The 21322-nt window shown below is 67.2% G+C and carries 12 protein-coding genes; 8 read left to right on the top strand and 4 right to left on the bottom strand.

Annotated elements, in window-relative coordinates:
* Positions 1-2: 2 nt before the first annotated feature.
* Complete coding sequence (locus ABZ677_RS05165) at positions 3-563, top strand: hypothetical protein (protein ID WP_141216585.1); 561 nt, start codon at positions 3-5, stop codon at positions 561-563.
* Here the strand turns inward: ABZ677_RS05165 and ABZ677_RS05160 are convergent.
* From ABZ677_RS05160 to ABZ677_RS05150, 3 genes are all read right to left on the bottom strand, one after another.
* The gene (locus tag ABZ677_RS05160) at positions 552-2012 is read right to left on the bottom strand and encodes a dynamin family protein (RefSeq protein WP_037194062.1); all 1461 of its coding nucleotides are present in this window, start codon (positions 2010-2012) and stop codon (positions 552-554) included. The two genes, ABZ677_RS05165 and ABZ677_RS05160, sit on opposite strands and share 12 nt — an antisense overlap.
* Complete coding sequence (locus ABZ677_RS05155) at positions 2009-3817, bottom strand: dynamin family protein (RefSeq protein WP_358367113.1); 1809 nt, start codon at positions 3815-3817, stop codon at positions 2009-2011. The genes ABZ677_RS05160 and ABZ677_RS05155 overlap by 4 nt, the downstream gene beginning before the upstream one ends.
* Before the next feature lie 148 nt (positions 3818-3965).
* Positions 3966-6521 (bottom strand): IniB N-terminal domain-containing protein, encoded by a 2556-nt coding sequence (locus ABZ677_RS05150; RefSeq protein ID WP_358367111.1) that lies wholly within the window; start codon positions 6519-6521, stop codon positions 3966-3968.
* Between the two features lie 261 nt (positions 6522-6782).
* Here ABZ677_RS05150 and ABZ677_RS05145 point away from each other — a divergent pair, with 261 nt between their 5' ends.
* The 6 genes from ABZ677_RS05145 (at position 6783) to ABZ677_RS05120 (ending at position 16448) form a co-directional block, all read left to right on the top strand.
* On the top strand, positions 6783-8546 hold the full coding sequence (locus ABZ677_RS05145; protein ID WP_358367108.1) for an Hsp70 family protein: 1764 nt from the start codon (positions 6783-6785) through the stop codon (positions 8544-8546).
* A gap of 7 nt (positions 8547-8553) precedes the next feature.
* Positions 8554-11064, top strand: a complete 2511-nt coding sequence (locus tag ABZ677_RS05140) for a helix-turn-helix transcriptional regulator (protein WP_358367105.1) — start codon at positions 8554-8556, stop codon at positions 11062-11064.
* A gap of 42 nt (positions 11065-11106) precedes the next feature.
* Positions 11107-12228, top strand: a complete 1122-nt coding sequence (locus ABZ677_RS05135; RefSeq protein WP_358367102.1) for a hypothetical protein — start codon at positions 11107-11109, stop codon at positions 12226-12228.
* Positions 12225-13865, top strand: a complete 1641-nt coding sequence (locus ABZ677_RS05130; protein ID WP_358367099.1) for an Hsp70 family protein — start codon at positions 12225-12227, stop codon at positions 13863-13865. Before ABZ677_RS05135 ends, ABZ677_RS05130 begins: the two co-directional genes overlap by 4 nt.
* A 75-nt stretch (positions 13866-13940) precedes the next feature.
* On the top strand, positions 13941-15239 hold the full coding sequence (locus ABZ677_RS05125) for a S1 family peptidase (RefSeq protein ID WP_037194051.1): 1299 nt from the start codon (positions 13941-13943) through the stop codon (positions 15237-15239).
* Between the two features lie 87 nt (positions 15240-15326).
* On the top strand, positions 15327-16448 hold the full coding sequence (locus ABZ677_RS05120) for a S1 family peptidase (RefSeq protein ID WP_358367096.1): 1122 nt from the start codon (positions 15327-15329) through the stop codon (positions 16446-16448).
* 276 nt (positions 16449-16724) lie between these two features.
* Here the strand turns inward: ABZ677_RS05120 and ABZ677_RS05115 are convergent, their stop codons facing one another.
* On the bottom strand, positions 16725-17420 hold the full coding sequence (locus ABZ677_RS05115; protein WP_358367093.1) for an ammonium transporter: 696 nt from the start codon (positions 17418-17420) through the stop codon (positions 16725-16727).
* A 586-nt stretch (positions 17421-18006) separates the two neighbouring features.
* Here ABZ677_RS05115 and ABZ677_RS05110 point away from each other — a divergent pair.
* On the top strand, positions 18007-21306 hold the full coding sequence (locus ABZ677_RS05110; protein WP_358367090.1) for a heterodisulfide reductase-related iron-sulfur binding cluster: 3300 nt from the start codon (positions 18007-18009) through the stop codon (positions 21304-21306).
* Positions 21307-21322 lie beyond the last annotated feature (16 nt).

The raw sequence follows: 21322 nt of genomic DNA, 5'->3' as shown, positions 1-21322 counted from the left end.
ACGTGGCCGAAGAACAGAACGACCCGACATCACGGAGGCCCCGGCCTCCCCGTCCGCAACCACCGCGGCCGGATGTTGCCGTCGAACCGCTGCGGCCACGGCAGGAGCCCACTCACTCGGTCATGCCGAAGGTCGCGACTGCTCTGTGGGCTCTGACGGCAGCGCTGATCCTCGCGTTGGCCGCCGCCATCGCCCTGAACTGGGAGTCGGTACTCTCGGGCGTCGAAACTGCGGTGTCACAGCAGGATTCGACGGCCAGTGCGGCCGATGTCCGCAACACCGCCTCGGCCACGCTGCTGTCCAGCGGGGCCGCAGCGGCGGTGCTCGTGCTACTGGGATTCGTCGCACTGAATCTACTGCGCAACGCAGCGATGTCGTCCAAGGTCCTGATGGGAGCGGTCGGAATCCTGACCATCGGCGCGGCGGTCACGTTCTCGACCTTCGTGTCCGACGCCTCCGCGCTGCTCGGCGGCGTTCTGCAGTGGGGGCCGTTCGTCGTGGCGGGCACTGCGGCAGCCGCGACCATCGTGGCCCTCCTGCCCCGAGGATCCTCACGCCAGTGAGGCGAGTATCCCTTCGGCGCTGCGGGCCGCCGTGGCGCACGAGGTCGAGGTGAACCGGTCCAGCAGTGGGTGCTCGGACAATGCTCTCCACTTGTGGACGGCCGCCAGCGCGGTGTCGCGCTGCTGAGTGCGTCCGGCATCGGGAGGCAGATCGAGGCGTTCGGTGGCGGCGATGCCGAAGCCGCCGATGATGCGCTGCAGTTCGAGTAGAGCACCGTCGGGCAGTTTCGGTGTGGTGGAGCGCAATCGACCGAGCAGCCGCAGTTCGGCGAAACCGTGCACGTCGGCGAGCATTCGGCCTGCCTCGGTGCGGAGCGCGTGAGATTCCGGCCTGAACTCCAGGATTCGTTGCAGGGCAACCAGAGCCGAGTGCAACTTGAGCTGGTCGGCGCGCTGACCGAATTGCACGTCGATCACCGAGCGAAGTTCGGTCAGCCCGCTCCGTTCGACCAGATCGGCAGCCAGCGTGGGCGAATCGCGCACCCCGAGCCGAATCAACGTCACTGCCATCCGAATACCGAACAGCCCGAAGCGGTCGACGATGCTGGCGCGCAGCGATGCGTCGACCGGTAGCGTGCTCTGTGCACGGACGAATCGATCGGCCGAGAGCATCGCCAACTGCAGATCCTCGGTCGGCACCGTCGCCAACATCTCGAAGGCAGCGAACTCGTTCTGCCGCAACGTTTCCGCGCCGAGCGCCAGCAAACCCGCGACCGGAACAACTGCCTGGCACAACCCGGTGGCCTCGAGTTCGGACGCGAAGCGCGCAGCGACTTCCTTGGCCGACATCATCGCGTCCATCCGCCCAGAACCCACCTCGTCGGCCCGCGAGACGACACCGATCACACCGAGCGGTCCCGAATCGCCGCCGACGTGCGCACCGATCTGCCCGAGAAACGACACGTCGGTCGCATTGAGGGTACGCAGCAGATACACCACGGCGTCTGCGCCCGATGACGAGTTCTCCGGCGTGAGCATCGCCAACGTGCGCGCCGACACGTCTCGCGAGAGAGACGAGGTACCGGGAGTGTCGATGATCGTCGTCTGCGCCAGAGCGCTTGCAGGCCATTCGACGTCCAGTCGGTCGACCTGTGCGGCCGTCAACGACCCGAGGTCGAAGGTCAGTCGCCCGTCGCGCCGTTGCACCGGCACGTTCGCAGCCCGGTCGCCGTCGTACCAGGCCGTGACGGCGGGGGTGACGCCGTTGCGGTACCACGTGACGACCTTCGTGCACTCCGTTGCGTCGGTCGGGGCAATGTCCTGCCCGACAAGAGAATTGAGCAGTGTGGACTTGCCCGCCTTGAGTGATCCCGCGAGCGCCACCCGCAACGGCTCGTCGAGACGGTACAGGCATTCGTCGAGCATCCAGGACGCTTCGGCATCACCGGAGTACGTCGATCGTGCCGCCGAGATGAGGTCGCGTGCTCGGGCCAGAGCCGCCACGCTCATACTGCGACGTCCTCGACGAGAGACACTGCCCGAGAATTCAGTTCGGCCACCACGCGCATGTCCTTCTCCAGCGCAGCGATGCGGGCGGAACGGTCGGTGTTGTCGGCAGCGGCGGCTTCCTGCGCCGAGCGCAGCGACTCGTTCAGCGAACGCAGCGTCTGCTCGGCGATCGAGGTGAAGTGATCACGCAGCACTCGCTGAATCTGGCGCAGCCGGTCCTTCGACTCCTTACCCACCTGGAAGCTGACGTCGTCGGTGAAGCGGCGGATCGCCATCTTGGCCTCGGAACGCCGCGCTTTGACGCGGTTCTCCTTGTCCTCCTTGTAGGCCTTGGTGCCCAGGAGTACGCCCGCACCGATCGAAATCGGATTGAGCAGACTCAACCCGACGAACGTGGTGATCAGGCCGAACATCAGCACACCGCCGTAGGATCCACGCATTCCCACCAGAACCTTCTGCGTGATTCCGACACGGCCGGATTCCAGATCGGCCAGGGACGAGACGGGATCGAGGACGTTGTCCAGATCGCCCAGATCGAGATCGGGCAGCGCTGCCGCCCCGGACGAGGCGAAGTGTTCGGCCACCAACTCCGAAAGCCACAGTGCCCGTTCGTGAGCCCAGACGAAGTTGTCGCCCACCGACGCGGCGATCTGCTCCTCGAGCCACTCGCCGAGCTGCGGCCAGTCCTTGCCCGGATCGCCCTCGTCGACGGTCTCTTCCGCTTCCCGGGTGACGCGCCGCAACCGGTCGCGCAGATCGTGATCGATGTCGGAGGCGAGGTCGGCGATTCCGTCACCGAGCGTCTGCTGCCACTGCGACGAACGTTTGTGCAGCTCCTCGGCGGCCGATTTGGCGCGCTGCAGCCCCGCCACTGCCGCGGCTGCCCGCTCAGGATCCTTCAGTGCCGCAAGCTCACTGCCGAACGAGAGCGTCAGATGTTCGGTGACCGATCGGACATCGAGCGAGACCGAGGAGCGTGCCAGCACATCCGCCCGGGCCACCACGTCGTCGCGCAGAAACGCGTAGAGCTGCTGGAAACCGGACTCGGCGTTGAGTTCCTCGTCGTTCAAACGCAGTGCGTGCGAACGCAACAGAGACGACACCGGCAACATCTGCACATCGATTCCCGCGCGGTCCAGGTGTCCACGATTGGCCTCGACGATCTGCCGCCAGTGCGGATAGAGATCGATCTTGGTGATCAGCACCGCCACGGCCGGGCACAGACCCTGCACCTGTCGGAGAAACGACAGTTCCGGTTCGGTGAACTCGCGCGACGCATCGGACACGACGAGCACCGCGTCGGCCGAGGGAATGAGACCCAATGTGCCTGCAGCGTGCGGATTCGTGTGCCCGCCGACGCCGGGAGTATCGACCAACACCAAGCCGTCGGCGAGCAACGGACTCGCCACCCCGATGTCCAGACGCAGCACCTCACGGCCCTGGGCCAGCGGACTGGCGGGGGTGACCGTTGTGATCTCCTCGGCCGGAACGTCGACTCGGATCGGTTCGTTGCCCGGATCGGCGAGTACGAGCTGCGCGGAAAGGCTCTCGGCATTGGACACCACGGTCGGGATGGCGGTGGTCTCGTCGTCGCCGACCGAGCACACCGTCAGATTGAGCAGCGAATTCACGAACTGACTCTTGCCCTGCTTGAGCGGTCCGACCACGATGATGCGTCGACGTGGATCCAACACTCGCGAGCGCGCCGCCTCGACTCGATCCACCAGGTCGGATCTTCCCGCCGATGTCGCCACCGCCGCAGTCCGGCTCAGCAGCTCGGCCAGCTCCGTAGATTGCCCGTCCATACGCTCGTGTTCACAACCGTTCTCGTCGACTTCCGCGGTACCCGGGCTCCACTCACGCCCAGGAACGAACTCTAGCGACGACTCGGCCCCGAGTGCTGGCGAACACTCGGGGCCGAGTCATGTCATTGCCTACCCGCAGCCGAAAGGATCAGGGCTGCGTCGGGTCGAAATCGTGATCGACGGTCACATGTCCCAGAGAGTCGGCTGCCGAATCCACCGAACCGTGCAGGCCGGAATCGCTGAACAGGCTCGAATCGGTCTCGCCCTGACCGAAGACGTCCGAGTCGACGCTCGACCAGCCGGTGCCGGTCGCAGTGGCCGAGGAATCGAACGAGCTCGAGTGATCGAACGATCCCGACGCAGCGGAGGAAAGGCTGCCGCCGGCGTCTGCCAGTCCCTCGGCACCGGACTGCAGGCCACCGGTCAGGCTGCCCGCGGCCTGGCCACCGATGTCGGCAGCGGAATCAAACCCGCCGCCCGCGGAAGCCGCAGCGTCCGCACCAGCATCCAAACCCGCACCCACAGTGGACGCGAAGTCGCCTCCGATCGAGGCACCCGTGTCGAGTCCCGCGCCGACGTTCGATGCGATCTCGCCGCCCACCGAGGTTCCGGCGTCGACCGCTCCGCCTGCCGCACCTTCGAGGCCACCGACAACCGAGCCTGCAGCTCCCGCGGCACCTTCGAGTCCTGCGCCTGCGGATGCTGCCGCATCGATTCCGGTGCTGATGCCACCGGACACGGCTCCTTCGAGTCCGGCCCCGGCCGAAGCCGCAGCATCGACGCCGCCTGCGACACCGCCCGCTACCCCGCCCGCGATACCGCCGCCGAGGCTGCCCAGCCCTGCGAGTCCGCCGGTGAGGCCTGCACCTGCGTCACCGAGACCTGCGAGACCACCGGTCAGGCCTGCGCCCGCGTTGCCAACAGCCCCGAGACCGCCGGCCACATCGGCACCCACGTTTCCGACAGCCGCCAGGCCACCGGTCACATCGGCACCCACGTTTCCGACAGCTCCGAGTCCGCCGGCCAGATCGGCACCGACGTTGCCGACGGCCGCCAGGCCACCGGTCAGATCTGCACCGACGTTTCCGACAGCACCCAGGCCGCCGGTCAGATCAGCACCGACGTTTCCGAGGCCCGCGAGTCCTCCGGTGAGGCCCGCGCCCACTCCGCCGAGTCCGGCCAGGCCGCCCGACAGACCTGCGCCCACTCCGCCGACTCCGGCGAGTGCTGCTTCGACGGTTCCCGAGAGGTCTGCTCCGGCGGCAACCGCTGTGTCGATCGCTCCGACGAGTCCTGCGCTGACGTCGGCACCGGCTCCGAGAGCGGCTCCGAGGTCGAGTGCAGCGCTGGTGTCGAGAACCGATTCGAGGGCGGTGCCGAGCTGAGCTCCGGCTGCTCCACCGACGCCGAAAGCCGTGCCGAGGACGCCTTCGAGGCCGCCTGCAACTCCGCCTTCGAGTCCGCCGACCAGCCCGCCGCCGATGCCGGCACCTGCGCCGATCGTGCCGTCGAGTGCGGCGTCGAGAGCAGCGGTGAGGCTGCCGAATGCGCTGGTGTCGAGATCGAGTGCGGTTACCAGTGCGCCACCGACCACTGCGCCGATGTTGCCGCCCGCGGCCAACAGGGCGTCGACATCGAGGTCGGCGAGCGCACCTGCGTCGAGGACGGCTCCGAGTGCGGATCCGATGGATCCTGCGATGGCACCGTCTGCAGCGAAGAGACCGCCGAGGCTCGCGCCGACTCCACCGGCGAGGTCGCCGACCAGTGCGCCTCCGGCACCGAGCGCTCCGTCCAGTGCGGCGCCGATGTCGGTGGTCAGATCTGCTCCGACGGTTCCGAGTCCGCCGAGTGCGCCGCCGATGCCCGCGGTCAGGGCGGCACCGAGGTCACCCGCGATGTCCAGTCCGGCTCCGGCACCGAGTACGGCGTCGAAGACTCCTCCGAGGGCCGTGCCGAGCTCGGCTCCGACGGTTCCGCCGACTCCGAAGACTGCACCGAGAGCGCCGGCCAGGCCGCCCTGGATCTCGGCCAGTGCGCCGAGATCGACGGCACCGGTTGCGCCGAGAGCGGCGTCGAGTGCTGCCTGCAGCTGTGCCGCGATGTCTCCACTGATCTCGCCGCCGATACCTGCGCCTGCGCCGATCAATCCGGTCAAGGCAGCGCCGAGTCCGACCGTTCCGCCGAGAAGACCGTCGAGGTCGAGATCCAGACCGCCGCCGATACCTGCGCCTGCACCGATCAGCGCGTCGAGTGCGCCGCCGAAGGCAGTGCCGAGCTCCAGACCGATCTGACCTCCGACGGCCAACGCTGCAGCGAGTGCAGCCTGCAGGGATGCAGCGATCTCACCCGTGACGTCGATTCCGCCGGTCAGGCTGCCACCTGCAGCGAGTCCGCCGCCTGCGACAGCACCGGCTGCCAGTCCGAGCCCGGCCGACAGTCCGCCGCCGAGGCTCGCACCTCCGGCGAGTGCGCCGTCGAGGCCTGCGGAACCGCCTGCGCCCAGGATGGCCGAGAGCTGGCTGCCCGCACCGGCGAACAGTCCCGACTCGGCGACCAGGGGTGCCACCGCGACAATGTCGGCGTGGGTGACGTCGCCGAGTCCCGCGGCGGCCAGCGTCATCTCGGGGTTGGCGCAGTATGCAGCTGCAGCCTGGTCGTCGCGCAGCAGGCTGAGGATGAAATCGAGTACGGCGTTGGTAGCCATCGTGGGTCTCCTTGACGAGTGGTGCTTCGTGGTTGATCACAAAGCTATGCATCGGAGAGCCCCTGCCCAACGGGGCCGATCCCCCTACTCCCCCGGGGGTTGCCAGGGGACTTCGATTAGGGGATCTGGGCGCTTTGGGGGATTTCACTCGTTATGCGCTCTAACCTGCTGTGAGACGTAACGAATAATTGGCCACTGCCGACAGTGCGAGTGACGGCAGTAGTGCTGACGGCAGGGCGAGACGAAGGCGGCGACACGACAATGAACGCAGGGCTCGGCATACGCATCGGTTCGGTGACGGCAGTGGCTGCACTGGACACCGATCCTGTCACCTCGGTGGTCAAGCGTTCGGCACTCGACCTCCGTCCCGGCGAAGCCCCGCGTCTGGCAGAACTGTGGGACCGTTCGACGCGGAACCTGATCAGCGGTTTCGCCGACCGCGTCGGCGATCCGGTGGAACTGATCGACGACGACGGCCGCAGTCACCGGGCCGAGGACCTGTACGCCACCGCTGCTCGCGCACTCGTCGCCGAGGTCTCAGCCGGAACCGATGCCGCGCCCACCGTCGTCGTCACCCATCCCACTCGTTGGACCGCGTACACAGCCGAGGTCCTCGGTGAAGCACTTGACCGCGCGGGGCTCGCCGACGTCACGCTGGTACCGGAGTCCGTCGCCACGATGCGGTGGCTCGAAGTCACGCGCGGGCCGCAGTCCGACGGCCTGGCCGTGGTCTACGACCTCGGTGCGACCGCACTCGACGTCACGCTGATGCGCACCGGCTCCGAGGCAGGCACCGTCGGCACCGGAGTTCACTCGCAGGAGTTCGGCGGAGCGCAGTTCGATCACGCGATCATGCAGTACGTTCTCGACACCGTCTCGGGAAGCCAGTCCTTCGAGTTCGATCCCTTCGATCCCGACACCGTCGGCGCGCTGGTGGAACTGCGGGCCCGCTGCGGCGAGGCGAAGGAACAGCTCTCCTACGACACGTCGACGTCACTGACGGTCGACCTGCCGGGCCTGCACACCGAGGTGCGCCTCGTCCGTTCCGAGCTCGAGGAACTGGTCCGCGCATCACTGCTGGGGTCGATCGGGGTGGTACGCGACGCCGTCACGGCCGCGGGCCTCGACGTCACCGACATCGACCAGGTGGTCCTCGTCGGTGGCAGCTCGGCCATCCCGCTGGTCGCCGAGCTCATGTCGTCCGAACTGCGCGCACCAGTGGTGGCCGGACCGCGGCCCGAACTGACCGTCGCGGTCGGTGCCGCAATTCTCGGCAGCGACATCGCCGACGCGACCGCCTCCGACAACGCCGCAGCTCTGGCTGCGGCACCCACCACGGCCGTCGCGTCCGCTGCGGCAGCTGCGCCGATGCCTCGCCCCACTCCCCGGCCCGCGCCGACGCCCACCGCCGTCGAATCGGACTCGGGCATGTCCGGTCGCAAGAAGGCGGGCGTCGTGGCCGGATCCGTCCTCGTCCTCGCGCTTCTCGCCGGTGGAGGCCTGTCGGTGGGAACGGCGTTGACCTCCGACAACACCACTCCGGCCGAATCGAACGCGGAAACCTCGATCTCGAGCACCGAGACACCGGGAACCACCGCGGCGGTGGCGGATGCCGCCACGACGACGCCTGCCACCGGTGAGAACGGTGCCGTCGCAACCGGATCCGAGGGCGCACCGACCTCGGTGGTCAACGCCGACGGCACGGTGACGCAGATCGACCCCGCCACCGGTGCTCCGGTCGCGGGATCCCCGGCTCCGGCCGACAACGGCGCGGCCACGGTGCCGACCGTCCCGTCGGTCGCTGCTCCGACCGTTCCCAGCTACCAACCGCCTGCCGTACAGGTTCCGCAGGCACCGAGCGTGCAGGTTCCCAGCTATCAGGGTCCCACCCTCGGCGATGTCGGCCAGGGCGTCGGTAACGGACTCGGCGGAGTGGTCGGCGGCGTCGGTGACGGGCTCGGCGGTGTCGTCGGCGGCGTCGGTGACGGACTCGGCGGAGCCCTCGGCGGCCTGACCGGCCGATAGTCCGACCGTGACCAGTACCCGTTCCGGACTCCTCGGCGTCGAGCGCGCCGATCGCTTCGTCCGTGATGCCCTCCTCGCCACCGGATTTCATATCGTCGTCGGAGTGAACGGCTCCGGTCGATCCGTGGTTCTCGACTCCGTGGCCGCGTCGGTGGACGTGTACACGGGCACCATCGCCGACGCGCCGTCCGGCTCGACCGTTCTCGTCGATGACGCGCACCTGCTGTCGGAGCAGCGTCTCGACGAGATCGCAGCGGCTGCAACACGATCGGACATCACCCTGATCGTCGCCACCGCGCCGCGCAGTTTCGATTCACGCATCGAGAAGCTCATCGCCTCCGCCGGTTCCAACCGGTTGACGCTGGTTCCGCTGGACAAGGTCGCCATCGCGGCGCGGGCAGCAGCGACCGTTCGGCCGATCTCGGCGTCGCTCGCCGGTGCCGTCGCCAAGACGACCGGCGGAGTTCTCGCCGCTGTCGACGCGGCCCTCGGCGCGCTCGGCGGCGACCGTTCCGATCCGACTCCGCTGCGTGTGGTCGCCGAATCCGTTGCCGAACAGCATCGTCGGATGCTGATCGAGACCACCGACGACACGCGGGCACTGCTGCTCGCCGCTCGATTCGGCGTCACACCCGACCCTGCATCGGCCGCGCAGATCGTGCCGCGCGCGACCGATGTCGAGTCGATCGTCGATCTGGCCTGCAGCTCCGGGATGCTCGACACCACGGGCACGTTGATTCCGGCCGCCGAGGCTCCACTGATCGAGATGATCGGAGACGGGCGCTGCCGCGTCCTGCTCTCGTCCATCGCCGATGTCGCCACCCGATCCCGCCTGCTCGACGCCACCGCGGCACGCGCGTTGGCGGAGCGGGGCGTCGTTCACGCCGGACTCGCCGATTTCCTTGTCCAGCAGGCAGATTCGGCTCCCTTCGATGCCGCAGGTGCCCTGTACGACGCGGCGGTCGACGCGGGATTCGACTCGGCGAAGTTGGCTGCGAGACGGTCCGAGGTCGCGGCTGCCACCGGAAACCTAGACGAGGCGGCGAGATACGCCGATGTGGTTCTCGACAGCGCTACCGGGTGCGATGCGACGGATCTGCGGACAGCGGTGCGCGTGTCGGCGTCGATTGCCGCGCAACGCGGAATGACCTCGCGCAGTGCACAATTGTTCGCCTGGCTCGGCGAGGATCGGCTCGGACCCGACGCCGTGTGGGCTGCCCTCTCGGCGGCGGCGGCCGGTGATCGCAGCGCCGCCGACCGTTCGATCGCGGCCGTGTCCGCACTCGCGCCGACGTCGAGTACGGCGTCGGGCAGTCTGCTCGTCACCGGAGTGATCGGGTCCATCGATTCGCGGAGCGCAGCAGCGTCGAGTGCCGCTGCGAATGCGCTGATGCGGGCAATGACGTTGACGGGCAATGCTTCCGATCGCTCGTGCACCCCGGACACTCCCGCTGCCATCTCGGCCTTGCACGCGGTGCACTGCGGCGACCTGCCCCGTGTCGATTCCATCGTGGCGCGAGCACTTCCCGACCACCGTCCGGGTTCCGAGGCCCACACCAGGCTGAGCCTCGTCGGGGCGTGGGCGTCGATGCTGCGGGGGGATACCGCCGATGCGGGTGCCGCGATCGAGGCACTGCGAGTTCCGGTGGCGCACGTGCGCAATCAATTGTTCCTGCACGCGATTCGGGTGGGCCTGGCTCGTAGGTCCGGTGATGCAGGGTCGCTGATCACGGCATGGACGCAGGCGCAGGACGTCGTCGCCGAGTACTCCACCGACCTGTTCGCGCTGCTACCCCTGGGCGAATTACTCTTGGCCGCAACTCGACTCGGCCAGGTGGACCGCGTCGAGCATCTGGTGGCGGAGGCCACCGATCTGCTCGCGGGGCTCGGCGATCCACCGGTCTGGGCGTCGGCGCTGCATTGGTACCAGGTTCAGGCGGCCATCGTGGCCCAGACTCCCGACGCGTTGGTGCCGCACGCCAGAGCTCTGGCCGCCGCCGCACCTACCCACCCGTACAGCGCCGCACTCGCCGCTGCCGGCCGCGCCTGGCTCGGGGTGTTGCAGGGCAGACCCGACGCCACCGATGTCGAGAATTCGGCACGCACCCTCACCGCCTTCGGACTGCCCTGGGACGGAGCCCGACTGGCGAGCGAGGCCGCCCTGACCGTCACCGACACTGCGACGGCGACCTCGCTGCTGCACATCGCCAGGTCGTTGCGCCAACCCAGCTCGACTCAGCGCGACAGTCCGAGATCGACGCCGCAGCCGACGGGCTCGTTGAGCGAACGCGAGGCCGAGGTCGCCGAACTGCTCGTACTCGGAGTCACCTATCGCGAGGTCGGCAGTCGGCTCTACATCTCCCCGAAAACCGTCGAGCATCATGTGGCCCGTATCCGGCGCAGGCTCGGGGCGGAGTCGCGGTCGGAGCTGATCTCGATGCTCCGGGCCATGGGGTACGGGGCCTCGACCAGCGCAAGCGTCGACCCTGTAACTGTGCGAGGACCGGGAGCGACATAACGATCGACCATCAGTCCCCGATCGAGAACAGGTAGCAGCCCCATGACCGAGCAGCCCGGCAGTGCGAGAGTCGGCGCGCCGGATGTCGGCCTGTACCTGGACGACGAGCGCGCCGTCGCCGCCGTGTCCCATCCGATTGCGCCTGGACCGTCCTTGCACCTGGCGTCGCTGCATTCGACCGTGCTCAACACTCATCCCGACGGCACCGTCTCGCTCGGTGATGTGACCGACGACGATTCCGAGGCCTACACACATTTTCTCGACTCGCTCGCCGACGGTGTGGGTGTCACCGGCAGCAAGGGCACCGTCTTCCCTGCCGAGCAACTGACGTCGATGGCCCTGCTGTGCCTGCTCACCGAGGTGGCGTCGTCCATCGGTCTGCGGCCAGGTGATCTCGCCGCGGCGGCGACCTATCCCGCCGGGTGGACGGCCGAGCAGGTGTTCGCGCTGCGTTCGGCGATGAACGCGCACGGGCTCGCTCACGTGTCGCTGGTCGCCGAAGCAGAGGCGCTCGCCGCGTGGAACGCCTCGGCCCTGCAGACCTTGCAGAAGAAGGACACCGCCGTCGCCGCCGCGCGCGGTGCTGCGATTCTGGCTGCACAGTTCCCCGTCGACGCCGTCACCGAGCGGTTCGCGGTGGTCGGACCGACGAGATCCGACCGTCGCCCACTCTTCGCTGCGGCAGCGTTCGCGGCGGCGTTGACCGTCGGTGCCGCGCTCGTCGCGCTCCAACTCGGTGGGTCCACCGATACCGCAGTCCCCACCATCGACAACGCCCAGGTGGTGGTACCCACGTCGTCGATCGGCTCCGGGTCGGGTGGCCCGATCGAATTCCCGACCGTCGTCGTCGAGCCGGCCGCCGAGATCGCTCCCGTCGCTCCGCTGCCTGCGACCACGACCACCGCGGAAGAGTCGACCCCACCCGAAACCTCCGACCGCCCGCGGAGCGAACCGACCGAGACCGACATCGAGACGCGCCCGGCGAACGAGGCACCCGAGGACGACGACCGCGAGAAGTCTCCGATCGTCGCCCCGGTCGAGTCGGAACCGCCGGTCGAGCCCACCGACGAGTCCACCGAGACTCCCGAAACCGACCCGGACGACGGGCAGACCGCATCCGAGCAGACCGTGCTGAACAACCGATCGGCAGGGACAACTCCATGAGCGGTGTCGGGCATCTCGGAATCACCGTGGGCAACACCAGGTCCGTCGCGGCCTACCGCGCATCGGTCGAGGACGAACCGACAATCGTCGTCCTGCCGACGACCCTGCGATTCGACGAGGAAGGCCGAGCCCACCTCGGTGAACCCGTCGACACGGCCCCGTTCACCCGGTTCGTCGATCTCGTCGGTCAGCAGGAGGATCTCGAGCCCGACGCCGACGCCTACCGCGCCGAGGACTTGATGGCCAACGCCGCCAACTGCCTCGTCACCATGGTGTCTGCGAAGGCCGGGGTGTCCGGCGGCATGCCCGTCACGACCATGACGTACCCGACGCGGTGGACCCGCGCCGCCGTCGCCCTGCTGCGTGACGCCCTCGATCACACCGGCCTCACCGAGGTTGCCCTGGTTCCCGACGCCAAAGCCGCAAGCGCGTTCGCGCAGCCGAGCCCGGGAGCTGCGGTCACGGTGGTCGACATCGGAGCCACCGGCACCGACATCTCCACCTATCCCGGAGGCGGGACGGTACGCAGCACCGACGTCGGCGGAGACGCCTTCACCGACGCACTCTTCGATCACGTGGTCACCGATCGCGAGCACATCGACCTGTCCGACGCGGCAGTCCTGGCGGCCCTCTCAGGCATCGTCGCCTCGTGCGAGGCGGCCAAACAGACCCTGAGCACGGCCGACGTCGCCACGATCTCGGTCGAACTTCCCGGGGACTCGCAGAGCATTGCGGTCACACGAGCCGAGTTCGCGAACCTCGTCGCGCCGTTGCTCGGCCGACTCGACGTGCCGGGGTCCGGCACCGTGATACTCACCGGCGGCAGCGCCGCACTCCCGTCGGTGGCGACCGGCATCGGCGAACGCTCGTCGGGCCGAACGATCGTCGAGCCACTCGCCGCGACCCGCGGCGCACTGCTGCTCGCCGAGGTCGAGGATGTCGACGGCAACTCCCTGGTGACCGGTGCCGCGCCGGTCGTCACCCGCAACGACGGCACGGAGTCCCTCGACACCGACGCCATCCCGGTCGTCGCACCCGAGCCGTCCCTCGCGTTCTCCGAGGCAATTCCCGCGGTCGCTCCGGTGTTCGACCATTCGGAATTTCGCTCCGAACCGATCGTTCCGGTCGACGAGAACGCGTCGACCACCGCGTACGCACCCGTCGCTCCGGCCGCCGCCGCCCAGGTCGGGGCGAAGAAGGAACGCAGCGAGCGTTCGCGGACGATCGCCACGATCGTTGCCGGTGCAGCGGCAGGCGTGGTCATCGTCCTCGCGATCGCGGCAGTGAGCGGAGTGTTCGGTGACGCTCCGGCCGCGACACCTCCGACCGTCACCGATGCCGGCTCGCCGATCGTCACCTCGACGCGCGCACCCGCGACCACCACCGCCACCCCCGTCGAGCCCGTCTTCGTACCCGAGGTCGTCGAACAGACGCCGGACGAGCCGTACATCGCACCCGAACCTGCCCCCCTGCCTGCTCCCGCGCCAGCCCCTGCGCCCGTGGTACCCACCACGACGCCCGTGGTCACCACGACTCCGGTGACGACCACACCGGTCGAGACCACGACTCCGGCTACGACCACCACCAGCACCACGACGGCGGCCACCACCCCATCCGACGAGCTCGATGCGCCCTGAACTGGGCAAACACTGATTCTGCGCCCGATGCCCTAGGGTGGGTCGCTGACGACAAGCACCCGATGAAGGGATTTCATGCGTAACACCGGGGCGCTGCGTGCTGCAGTGCTGTGTTCGACGGCTTTTGTTCTTCTTGCTTCGTTCTCCGGAACAGCAGCAGCCGAACCCGTCGTCCAGTCACCCGCCGATCAGCTTCCCCGCGAGCTCGTCGAAGCCGTGCAGCGAGATCTGAAGATCTCCCCGCAGGAGTACCTCGATCGTGCTGCCCGCGCGCAGGAACTGTCTGCTTACGCATCGGACTTCCGGGCCAGCCGTCCCGCAGATTTCGCCGGTGCCTGGATCGGACCCGACGGCAATGCCGTCGTCGCCGTCACCTCGCCTGCTGCGGCACAGGCCGTCGCCAAGGACGGATACGCCACCGCGCAGTCGCCCGTGTCGGCAGACGGACTCGAGAAGTCGCTGGCCGACCTCAACAGTTGGATCGCAGGCCTCCCCCGCGAGATCTCCGAGCAGATCAACGGTACGGCCATCGACTTCATCGACAATCAGATCGTCATCGATCTGGTGAACAGTCCGATCGGTAGCGCGCTGAATCTGCCGACGCTGCTGGCGAACATCAAGGTCATCCTGTCCCCCGGCGGAAACAAGCCGGTCGACCCGACTCCGATGGGCGGCGACACCTACGTCACCACCTCGGGACCCATCGCCGACGCTCCGGCCACCGACATCAGCATCTGCTCGTTCGGCTTCAACGCCGTCGACCCCTCCGGTGCCGCGGTCAATCTCAGCGCGGGCCATTGCAACCCCGACAAGGCCACCGGATCCGGCGGCGCACCGGTCTACCTTCCCGATCCGGCCGACATCTCGCGCAGCACGCAGATCGGGTCGTTCGATCGGTCCAGCCTGGGTGCGGCGGACGGCCTCGACTGGTCGGTCATCGCCTTGAACGACACCGGCGTCGCGTCCGGACTCGACCGCCCCACCGTCCGTGGAGCGAACGGCAGCACCGTCACCGTCACCGGAACCGCGGCTCCTGTGATCGGAGCGCCGGTCTGCAAGTCCGGGCAGTCGTCGTCGTTCACCTGTGGAGTGGTTGCGGCCGATCGCGTCGAGACACAGCTCTACATGGAGGACGGCACGTCCCGCACCGTGCGCGGATTCGCCAGCACCGCATGCACTCTCGCCGGCGACAGCGGCGGTGCCATCGTGACCGGAACACTCGCGCTCGGAATCACCAGCGGATCCAACAGCGGCGGCGCACCCGATTGCAACGAGGCCAACCTGGCGCTGGCGCAGTACGGCGGCACCGCAAGCCTGGGCATTCCCATCGATCAGGTCACGCGCGCGACCGGAGCCACACTGCGCACCGAGTAGTGGCTACTTCGGGAGGCGTTCACCCCCTATAGTCGTACAACAGGGTGAACGGCATCACATCTTCGGATGCCCGGGGGAGAGGTTTCTATGCGTCGCCGTGCGTTTCGGCTGTCGATCGTTGCAGTTCCGCTTCTGGTGACGCTGGCCGTGTCCGCGCCCACTGCAGTGGCAGATCCGGCGGCCGAAGCTGTATTGCCCGCGGCCTTGGCCGACGCCGTGGCCCGCGACCTCGGGCTCGATCCGCAGCAGTTTCTCGACCGAGCGGACGCGGCGCGACGGTTGGCCGAGTTCACCGCCACCATCGGTTCCGGCGGGGTCACGCGCGCGTGGCTCGACGAGAACGGGCGTCCCGTCGTCGCGGTGGCAGACGGACCGACTCACGCCGACGTGGCCGATGCCGCGTCGGCCAGCGGTTTCGAGGTCGATGCATCACCCATCGAGATCCCGCCGGCAATTCTCGATGTCGTCCAACCTCTGGTGGACCTGCTCCCGTTCGATCCGTCACCGACGGCAGGCCCGATTCGCCCGAGTTCGTATCTCGGCGGCGACAGCTACCTCGCGGGCACGCCTGCCGGCCTCGGTCAGCGATGCTCACTCGGGTTCAATGCCGTCGACCCGACGCACGGGTCCGTCAATATCACTGCGGGACACTGCAATCCGAATATCGCCGATACCGGTTCCGCGGCACTGACGGGCGCGTATCCGATGTACGGCAGTCTTGTGGGCTCGAAATTCGGGACGTTCTACCGAACCAGCCGGTCGCACAACGATTACGCCTTGATCGACATCGACGACGCCAACGTCGGCGAATTCGAGAGCAACGCGGTGCGAGTCCCCTGGGCTGCTCCCCTGCACGTCACCGGAACAGTGGATCCGATCGTGGGAGCACCGGTCTGCAAATCCGGATCCAGAACCGGATTCAATTGCGGCACAATTCTTGCCACGGGTCAGCATGTCGCATTGGGAGAGAACGTCTTCGATCGCAGCTTCTCCACGTCCATCTGCGCGTTGCGCGGCGACAGTGGTGGCCCCATCGTCAGCGGCACCCTCGCCGTGGGCATCTCCAGTGCATCGAACGTGGGCGATCAGCCCTCCTGCGAGGTCGCGACCGTCGTCAGCATGCTGCAGGGTCAGCGACCGGAATTGTTCGCCACCCCCATCAACGACATACTCGCCGAGAACCCCGGCCTGACCATCCGTACGTCGTAGGCGTCCACTCGGACAAACACACCCACGCTCCGTATGATCCGACGCGTCCATCGCTGCGAGGCGCATTGTCGCGTCCTGCGTTCCGTTCCAATACCGAGGCGGACCTCCACATGATCGCAATACTCTCTCTCGGCTTCTCGATACTCAGCGACGTCTACACAATCGTGACCGAGGGCATCACGCTTGCCACCATTCACGGAGCCTGACGGATTCGAAAGAAGCAGGGCCCGCACTCTCGGTGAGAGTGCGGGCCCTGCTTGACGTATGAGCTGAAGGCTACTTGGCCCAGACCGAGGTGCCCGGTGCCGCGTTCAACGTGTTGATCAAGTCGATGCCTGCGACCACGAGAGTCGGTCCGCCTGCCGTGATGGTTCCGGCAAGTGCTCCGATCGGTGCACCGACGAGGGCACCACCGATGCAAGTGAGTACCGCGACCGGAATTCCGACCACTGTCAGCGCGGGCGGCGTGCCACCGATGATGCAACCGACGCCAGCGCCGACGATGGTTCCGGTCACGCTGCCGACAGCAGACGCGATAGCGAGCTGAGACGAGAAGTTCTGCTGCGCCTTGAGGTTCTCCTCGGGCGACGCGACGGTGCTTACCGCAGGCAAGTCGCTGGAACGCAGCGAAGCCTGGCTGAGGTCGAGGTTCGGAACCAGACGCAGAGTCTTGCCGTTGTCGTCGATGTTCTGCTCGTACGGGAAGTTGAGTCCGCCGAGGTTGAACGTCAGCGGGAGCGTCACGAGGGTGTTGTCGGCGGCGTCGAGGACGTCGACCGTCTTGCCGTCGTCGGCGACCTTGAAGACACCCGCGTCGATGGTGGTGACGATGGTGCGATCTTCGAGATCGACGGTGTAGTTGGTGTCACCGGGGGCCGTCTCATCGACGGGCTGGGCATACGCGGTTCCGCTGGCCAGGCCCATCGCGACTGCAACGAGGGCCGACGTGACGACCAGTTTGCTGAGTTTCATGTGGAGTTCAGTTCCGTTTCTGTGCATTGAATGCTTGGCAGTACCGCTAGGCAACCGTCAAACGCAAAGTCACCCCGATGACGCTTTTGCGACTTTTGGTGCGCCCGAATTGTAGCGTACGAATCGGACCGGTCGTTGTCCTTTTGAGACCGGTCCGCCACCTGTCAGTTACCCACTGTCACAAACATTTTGGATATTCGCAGCACAGCGGCCCGAGTCACGTCATGCTGGGATCGGATATGTCGATCATTCGACCGATCGAGGAAGACCGGGCCCGTGATCCCACCGGCCTCGGCCGGCCTTCAGGTGACATCCCGCCGCGTTCACAGAGCAGGTAAGGACTGCCTTCCCGACAGCACCTCGACGGCCTACGCATACGGTGATCTGCGAGACAACCTACTGACGAGTTCAGCCCACCCGTCGGACGGCCTCATTTCCGCACCCACCAGCATCGCTTCAACCGGCGATGCTAAGTTACCCATCAGTACGGTGAAACTGCTACTGGCGAGTAACATAGCCCGTCCGCCGGCTCGACGGGCTGAACCCGCGGTAGCCCCCAGCTGCCACCTGAACGAAAGGCCGCGACATGAACGCCCTGACGATCACGTTGGGCACAGTCGGTGCTCTGCTCAGCCTCGTGTGTTGGTATGTCTTCATTCGCGGGGGCCTGCGGATGTTCAACATCGTGCGACTGGGCCAGCCGGCACCCGACCGCTGGCGACCGATAGTGCCTCGCTTCAAGCAGATGGTCGTCGAGTTCCTGGCCCACACCAAGATGGTCAAGTTCCGCACCGTCGGCTGGGCGCACTGGCTGGTCATGATCGGCTTCATGCTCGGTGCCATCGTCTGGTTCGAGGCCTACGGGCAGACGTTCAACCCCGAGTTCCACTGGCCCATCGTCGGCAACACCGCGGCCTACCACCTCATCGACGAGCTGCTCGGACTCGGCACGGTCATCGGCATCACCACGCTGATCATCATTCGCCAGCTCAACCACCCACGGAAGCCCGAGCGCCAGTCGCGCTTCGCCGGCTCCGGGTTCAAGGCCGCCTACTTCGTCGAAGCCGTCGTGCTCATCGAGGGCCTCGGCATGGTGTTCGTCAAGGCAGGCAAGATCGCCACCTACGGACATGCGAACCCGTACACCGACTTCTTCACGATGCGCTTGGCCGAACTGCTGCCCGCCAACTCGAACATGGTCGCGGTGTTCGCGTTCGTCAAGCTGATGTCCGGCATGATCTGGCTCTACATCGTCGGATCGCGCATCAACTGGGGTATCGCGTGGCACCGGTTCACCGCGTTCCCCAACATCTACTTCAAGCGCATGGACGACGGCACCGTTGCTCTCGGCCCGGCCAAGCCGATGATGTCCGGCGGCAAGGTCCTCGAGATGGAAGAGGCCGACCCCGACGTCGACGCGTTCGGCGCAGGAAAGATCGAGGACTTCAGCTGGAAGGGCTGGCTCGACTTCACCACCTGCACCGAGTGTGGCCGCTGCCAGTCGCAGTGCCCCGCGTGGAACACCGGCAAGCCCCTCTCCCCCAAGCTGCTGATCATGTCGCTGCGCGACCACAGCCACGCCAAGGCCCCGTATCTGCTGGCCGGCGGCAAGAAGGACATGGCAGGTGACGAGGTCGGACTCGTCGACTCCGAGGGCAACGTCGATCAGGCCAAGCTCGACGCCATCCCGCAGGCCGCCCGCGACGAAGCCGACCGCAAGCTCGTCGCCGACGCCATCGAGGGCGGCATCATCGATCCCGAGGTGCTGTGGAGCTGCACCACCTGTGGTGCCTGCGTCGAGCAGTGCCCGGTGGACATCGAGCACGTCGACCACATCATCGACATGCGCCGCTACCAGGTGCTGATCGAATCGGAGTTCCCGTCCGAGCTCGCAGGTCTGTTCAAGAACCTCGAGAACAAGGGCAACCCCTGGGGCCAGAACTCGAAGGACCGCCTCAACTGGATCAACGAGATGGACTTCGACATCCCGGTCTTCGGCCAGGACGCCGATTCGTTCCAGGACTACGAGTACCTCTTCTGGGTCGGCTGTGCCGGTGCCTACGAGGACCGCGCGAAGAAGACCACCAAGGCCGTCGCCGAGCTGCTCGCCACTGCAGGCGTGAAGTTCATGGTGCTGGGTGCGGACGAAACCTGCACCGGCGACTCCGCTCGCCGCGCGGGCAACGAGTTCCTGTTCCAGCAGCTCGCGATGCAGAACATCGAGACGCTGAACAACGTGTTCGACGGCGTCGAGCAGAGCAAGCGCAAGATCGTCGTCACCTGCGCCCACTGCTTCAACGCGCTCGGCAACGAGTACCCGCAGGTCGGCGGTGACTACGAGGTGGTCCACCACACGCAGCTGCTCAACCGCCTCGTGCGACAGAAGAAGCTGATCCCGGTGGCCTCGGTCAGCCAGGACATCACGTACCACGACCCGTGCTACCTCGGCCGTCACAACAAGGTGTACGACGCCCCGCGTGAACTCATGGCCGCGTCGGGCTCCAACCTCAAGGAGATGCCGCGCCACGGTGAGCGGTCCATGTGCTGTGGTGCCGGTGGCGCACGCATGTGGATGGAAGAGAACATCGGCAAGCGCATCAACATCGACCGGGTCGACGAGGCACTGGCGACCAACCCGAAGAAGATCGCCACGGGTTGCCCGTTCTGCCGCGTGATGCTCACCGACGGTGTGACCGCACGTCAGGAAGGCGGCGCACACGAGGGCGTCGAGGTCGTCGACGTCGCGCAGCTGATGCTCGAGTCGATCACCCGCGTCGAGTCCTCGGTGCTGGGCGAGAACATCAAGGTCATTCCTCGCGAGCGCACTCCCGAGGAGAAACTGGCGACCGAGAACGCTGCCGAGGTCGAAGAAGCCGAGCGCATCGCACCCGTCGAGGAGCCGGCCGAGGCGAAGTCCGCTCCGGCAGCTCCGGCTCCCAAGGCCGGCGGCGGTCTGAAGATGAAGGGTCTGGCAAAGGCTCCGGGAGCGAAGGCACCCGGTTCCGCTGCACCGGCCGACAGTGCCGACGCAGAACCCGCCGCCAAGCCCAAGGGTCTCGGCATGGCCGGGGGCAAGGCACCCGGCGGCAAGGGTCTGCAGATGAAGGGCAAGGCACCCGGCGCGAAGGCGGCTGCACCTGCACCTGCCGACACTGCCGCGTCGACCGAAGCACCTGCCACCGCAGAGGCCTCGGAGTCGACTCCCTCGGTCAAGCCCAAGGGTCTGGCTGTGAAGTCCGGATTCAAGAAGCCGGGAGCCAAGGCACCGGGTAAGCCTGCTGCCGAGGCCACTACGGCGTCGGCACCTGCCCCGGAAACACCTGACGCACCTGCGGAATCTGGTTCTGCTGCAACCGAATCCAAGCCGACCGTCCAGCCCAAGGGCTTGGCCGTGAAGTCCGGATTCAAGAAGCCGGGCGCCAAGGCACCGGGTAAGCCTGCTGCCGAGGAGCCGGTCTCCGAAGCACCTGCGGCAGAGGCTCCCCAGGCCGAGGCACCCAAGGCCGAGGCACCCACTGCTGAGGCACCGGCGTCGGAGGCACCCGCCACCGAGGCTGCAGCAGAATCCAAGCCGACCGTCCAGCCCAAGGGCCTGGCCGTGAAGTCCGGATTCAAGAAGCCGGGTGCGCGTACGCCGGGTGCAGCGGCCGCACCGGCAGCGACACCAGCCGAGCCGGAGAAAGCAGAGCCCGAGAAGGCCGAGCCGACTCCGGAAGCCGAGACATCGGTCGCCGACGCACCGGCAGCCGAGGCACCGGAGACAGAGGCGCCGAAGGCAGAAGCGTCGGACACTGCGGGTGAATCGGACGATCGCACGCCGCCCAAGCCGAAGGCCGGTGGACTCGGATTCGCTCCGGGTGCCAAGGTTCCGGGTCGCCGGAAGTAACCTCACACCCTTTTTA

Source organism: Rhodococcus sp. NPDC006774, assembly GCF_040636045.1.
Classification (GTDB): domain Bacteria; phylum Actinomycetota; class Actinomycetes; order Mycobacteriales; family Mycobacteriaceae; genus Rhodococcoides.
Note: the sequence above shows the minus strand (reverse complement) of the source record. Positions and strands in the feature narration are given on the sequence as shown.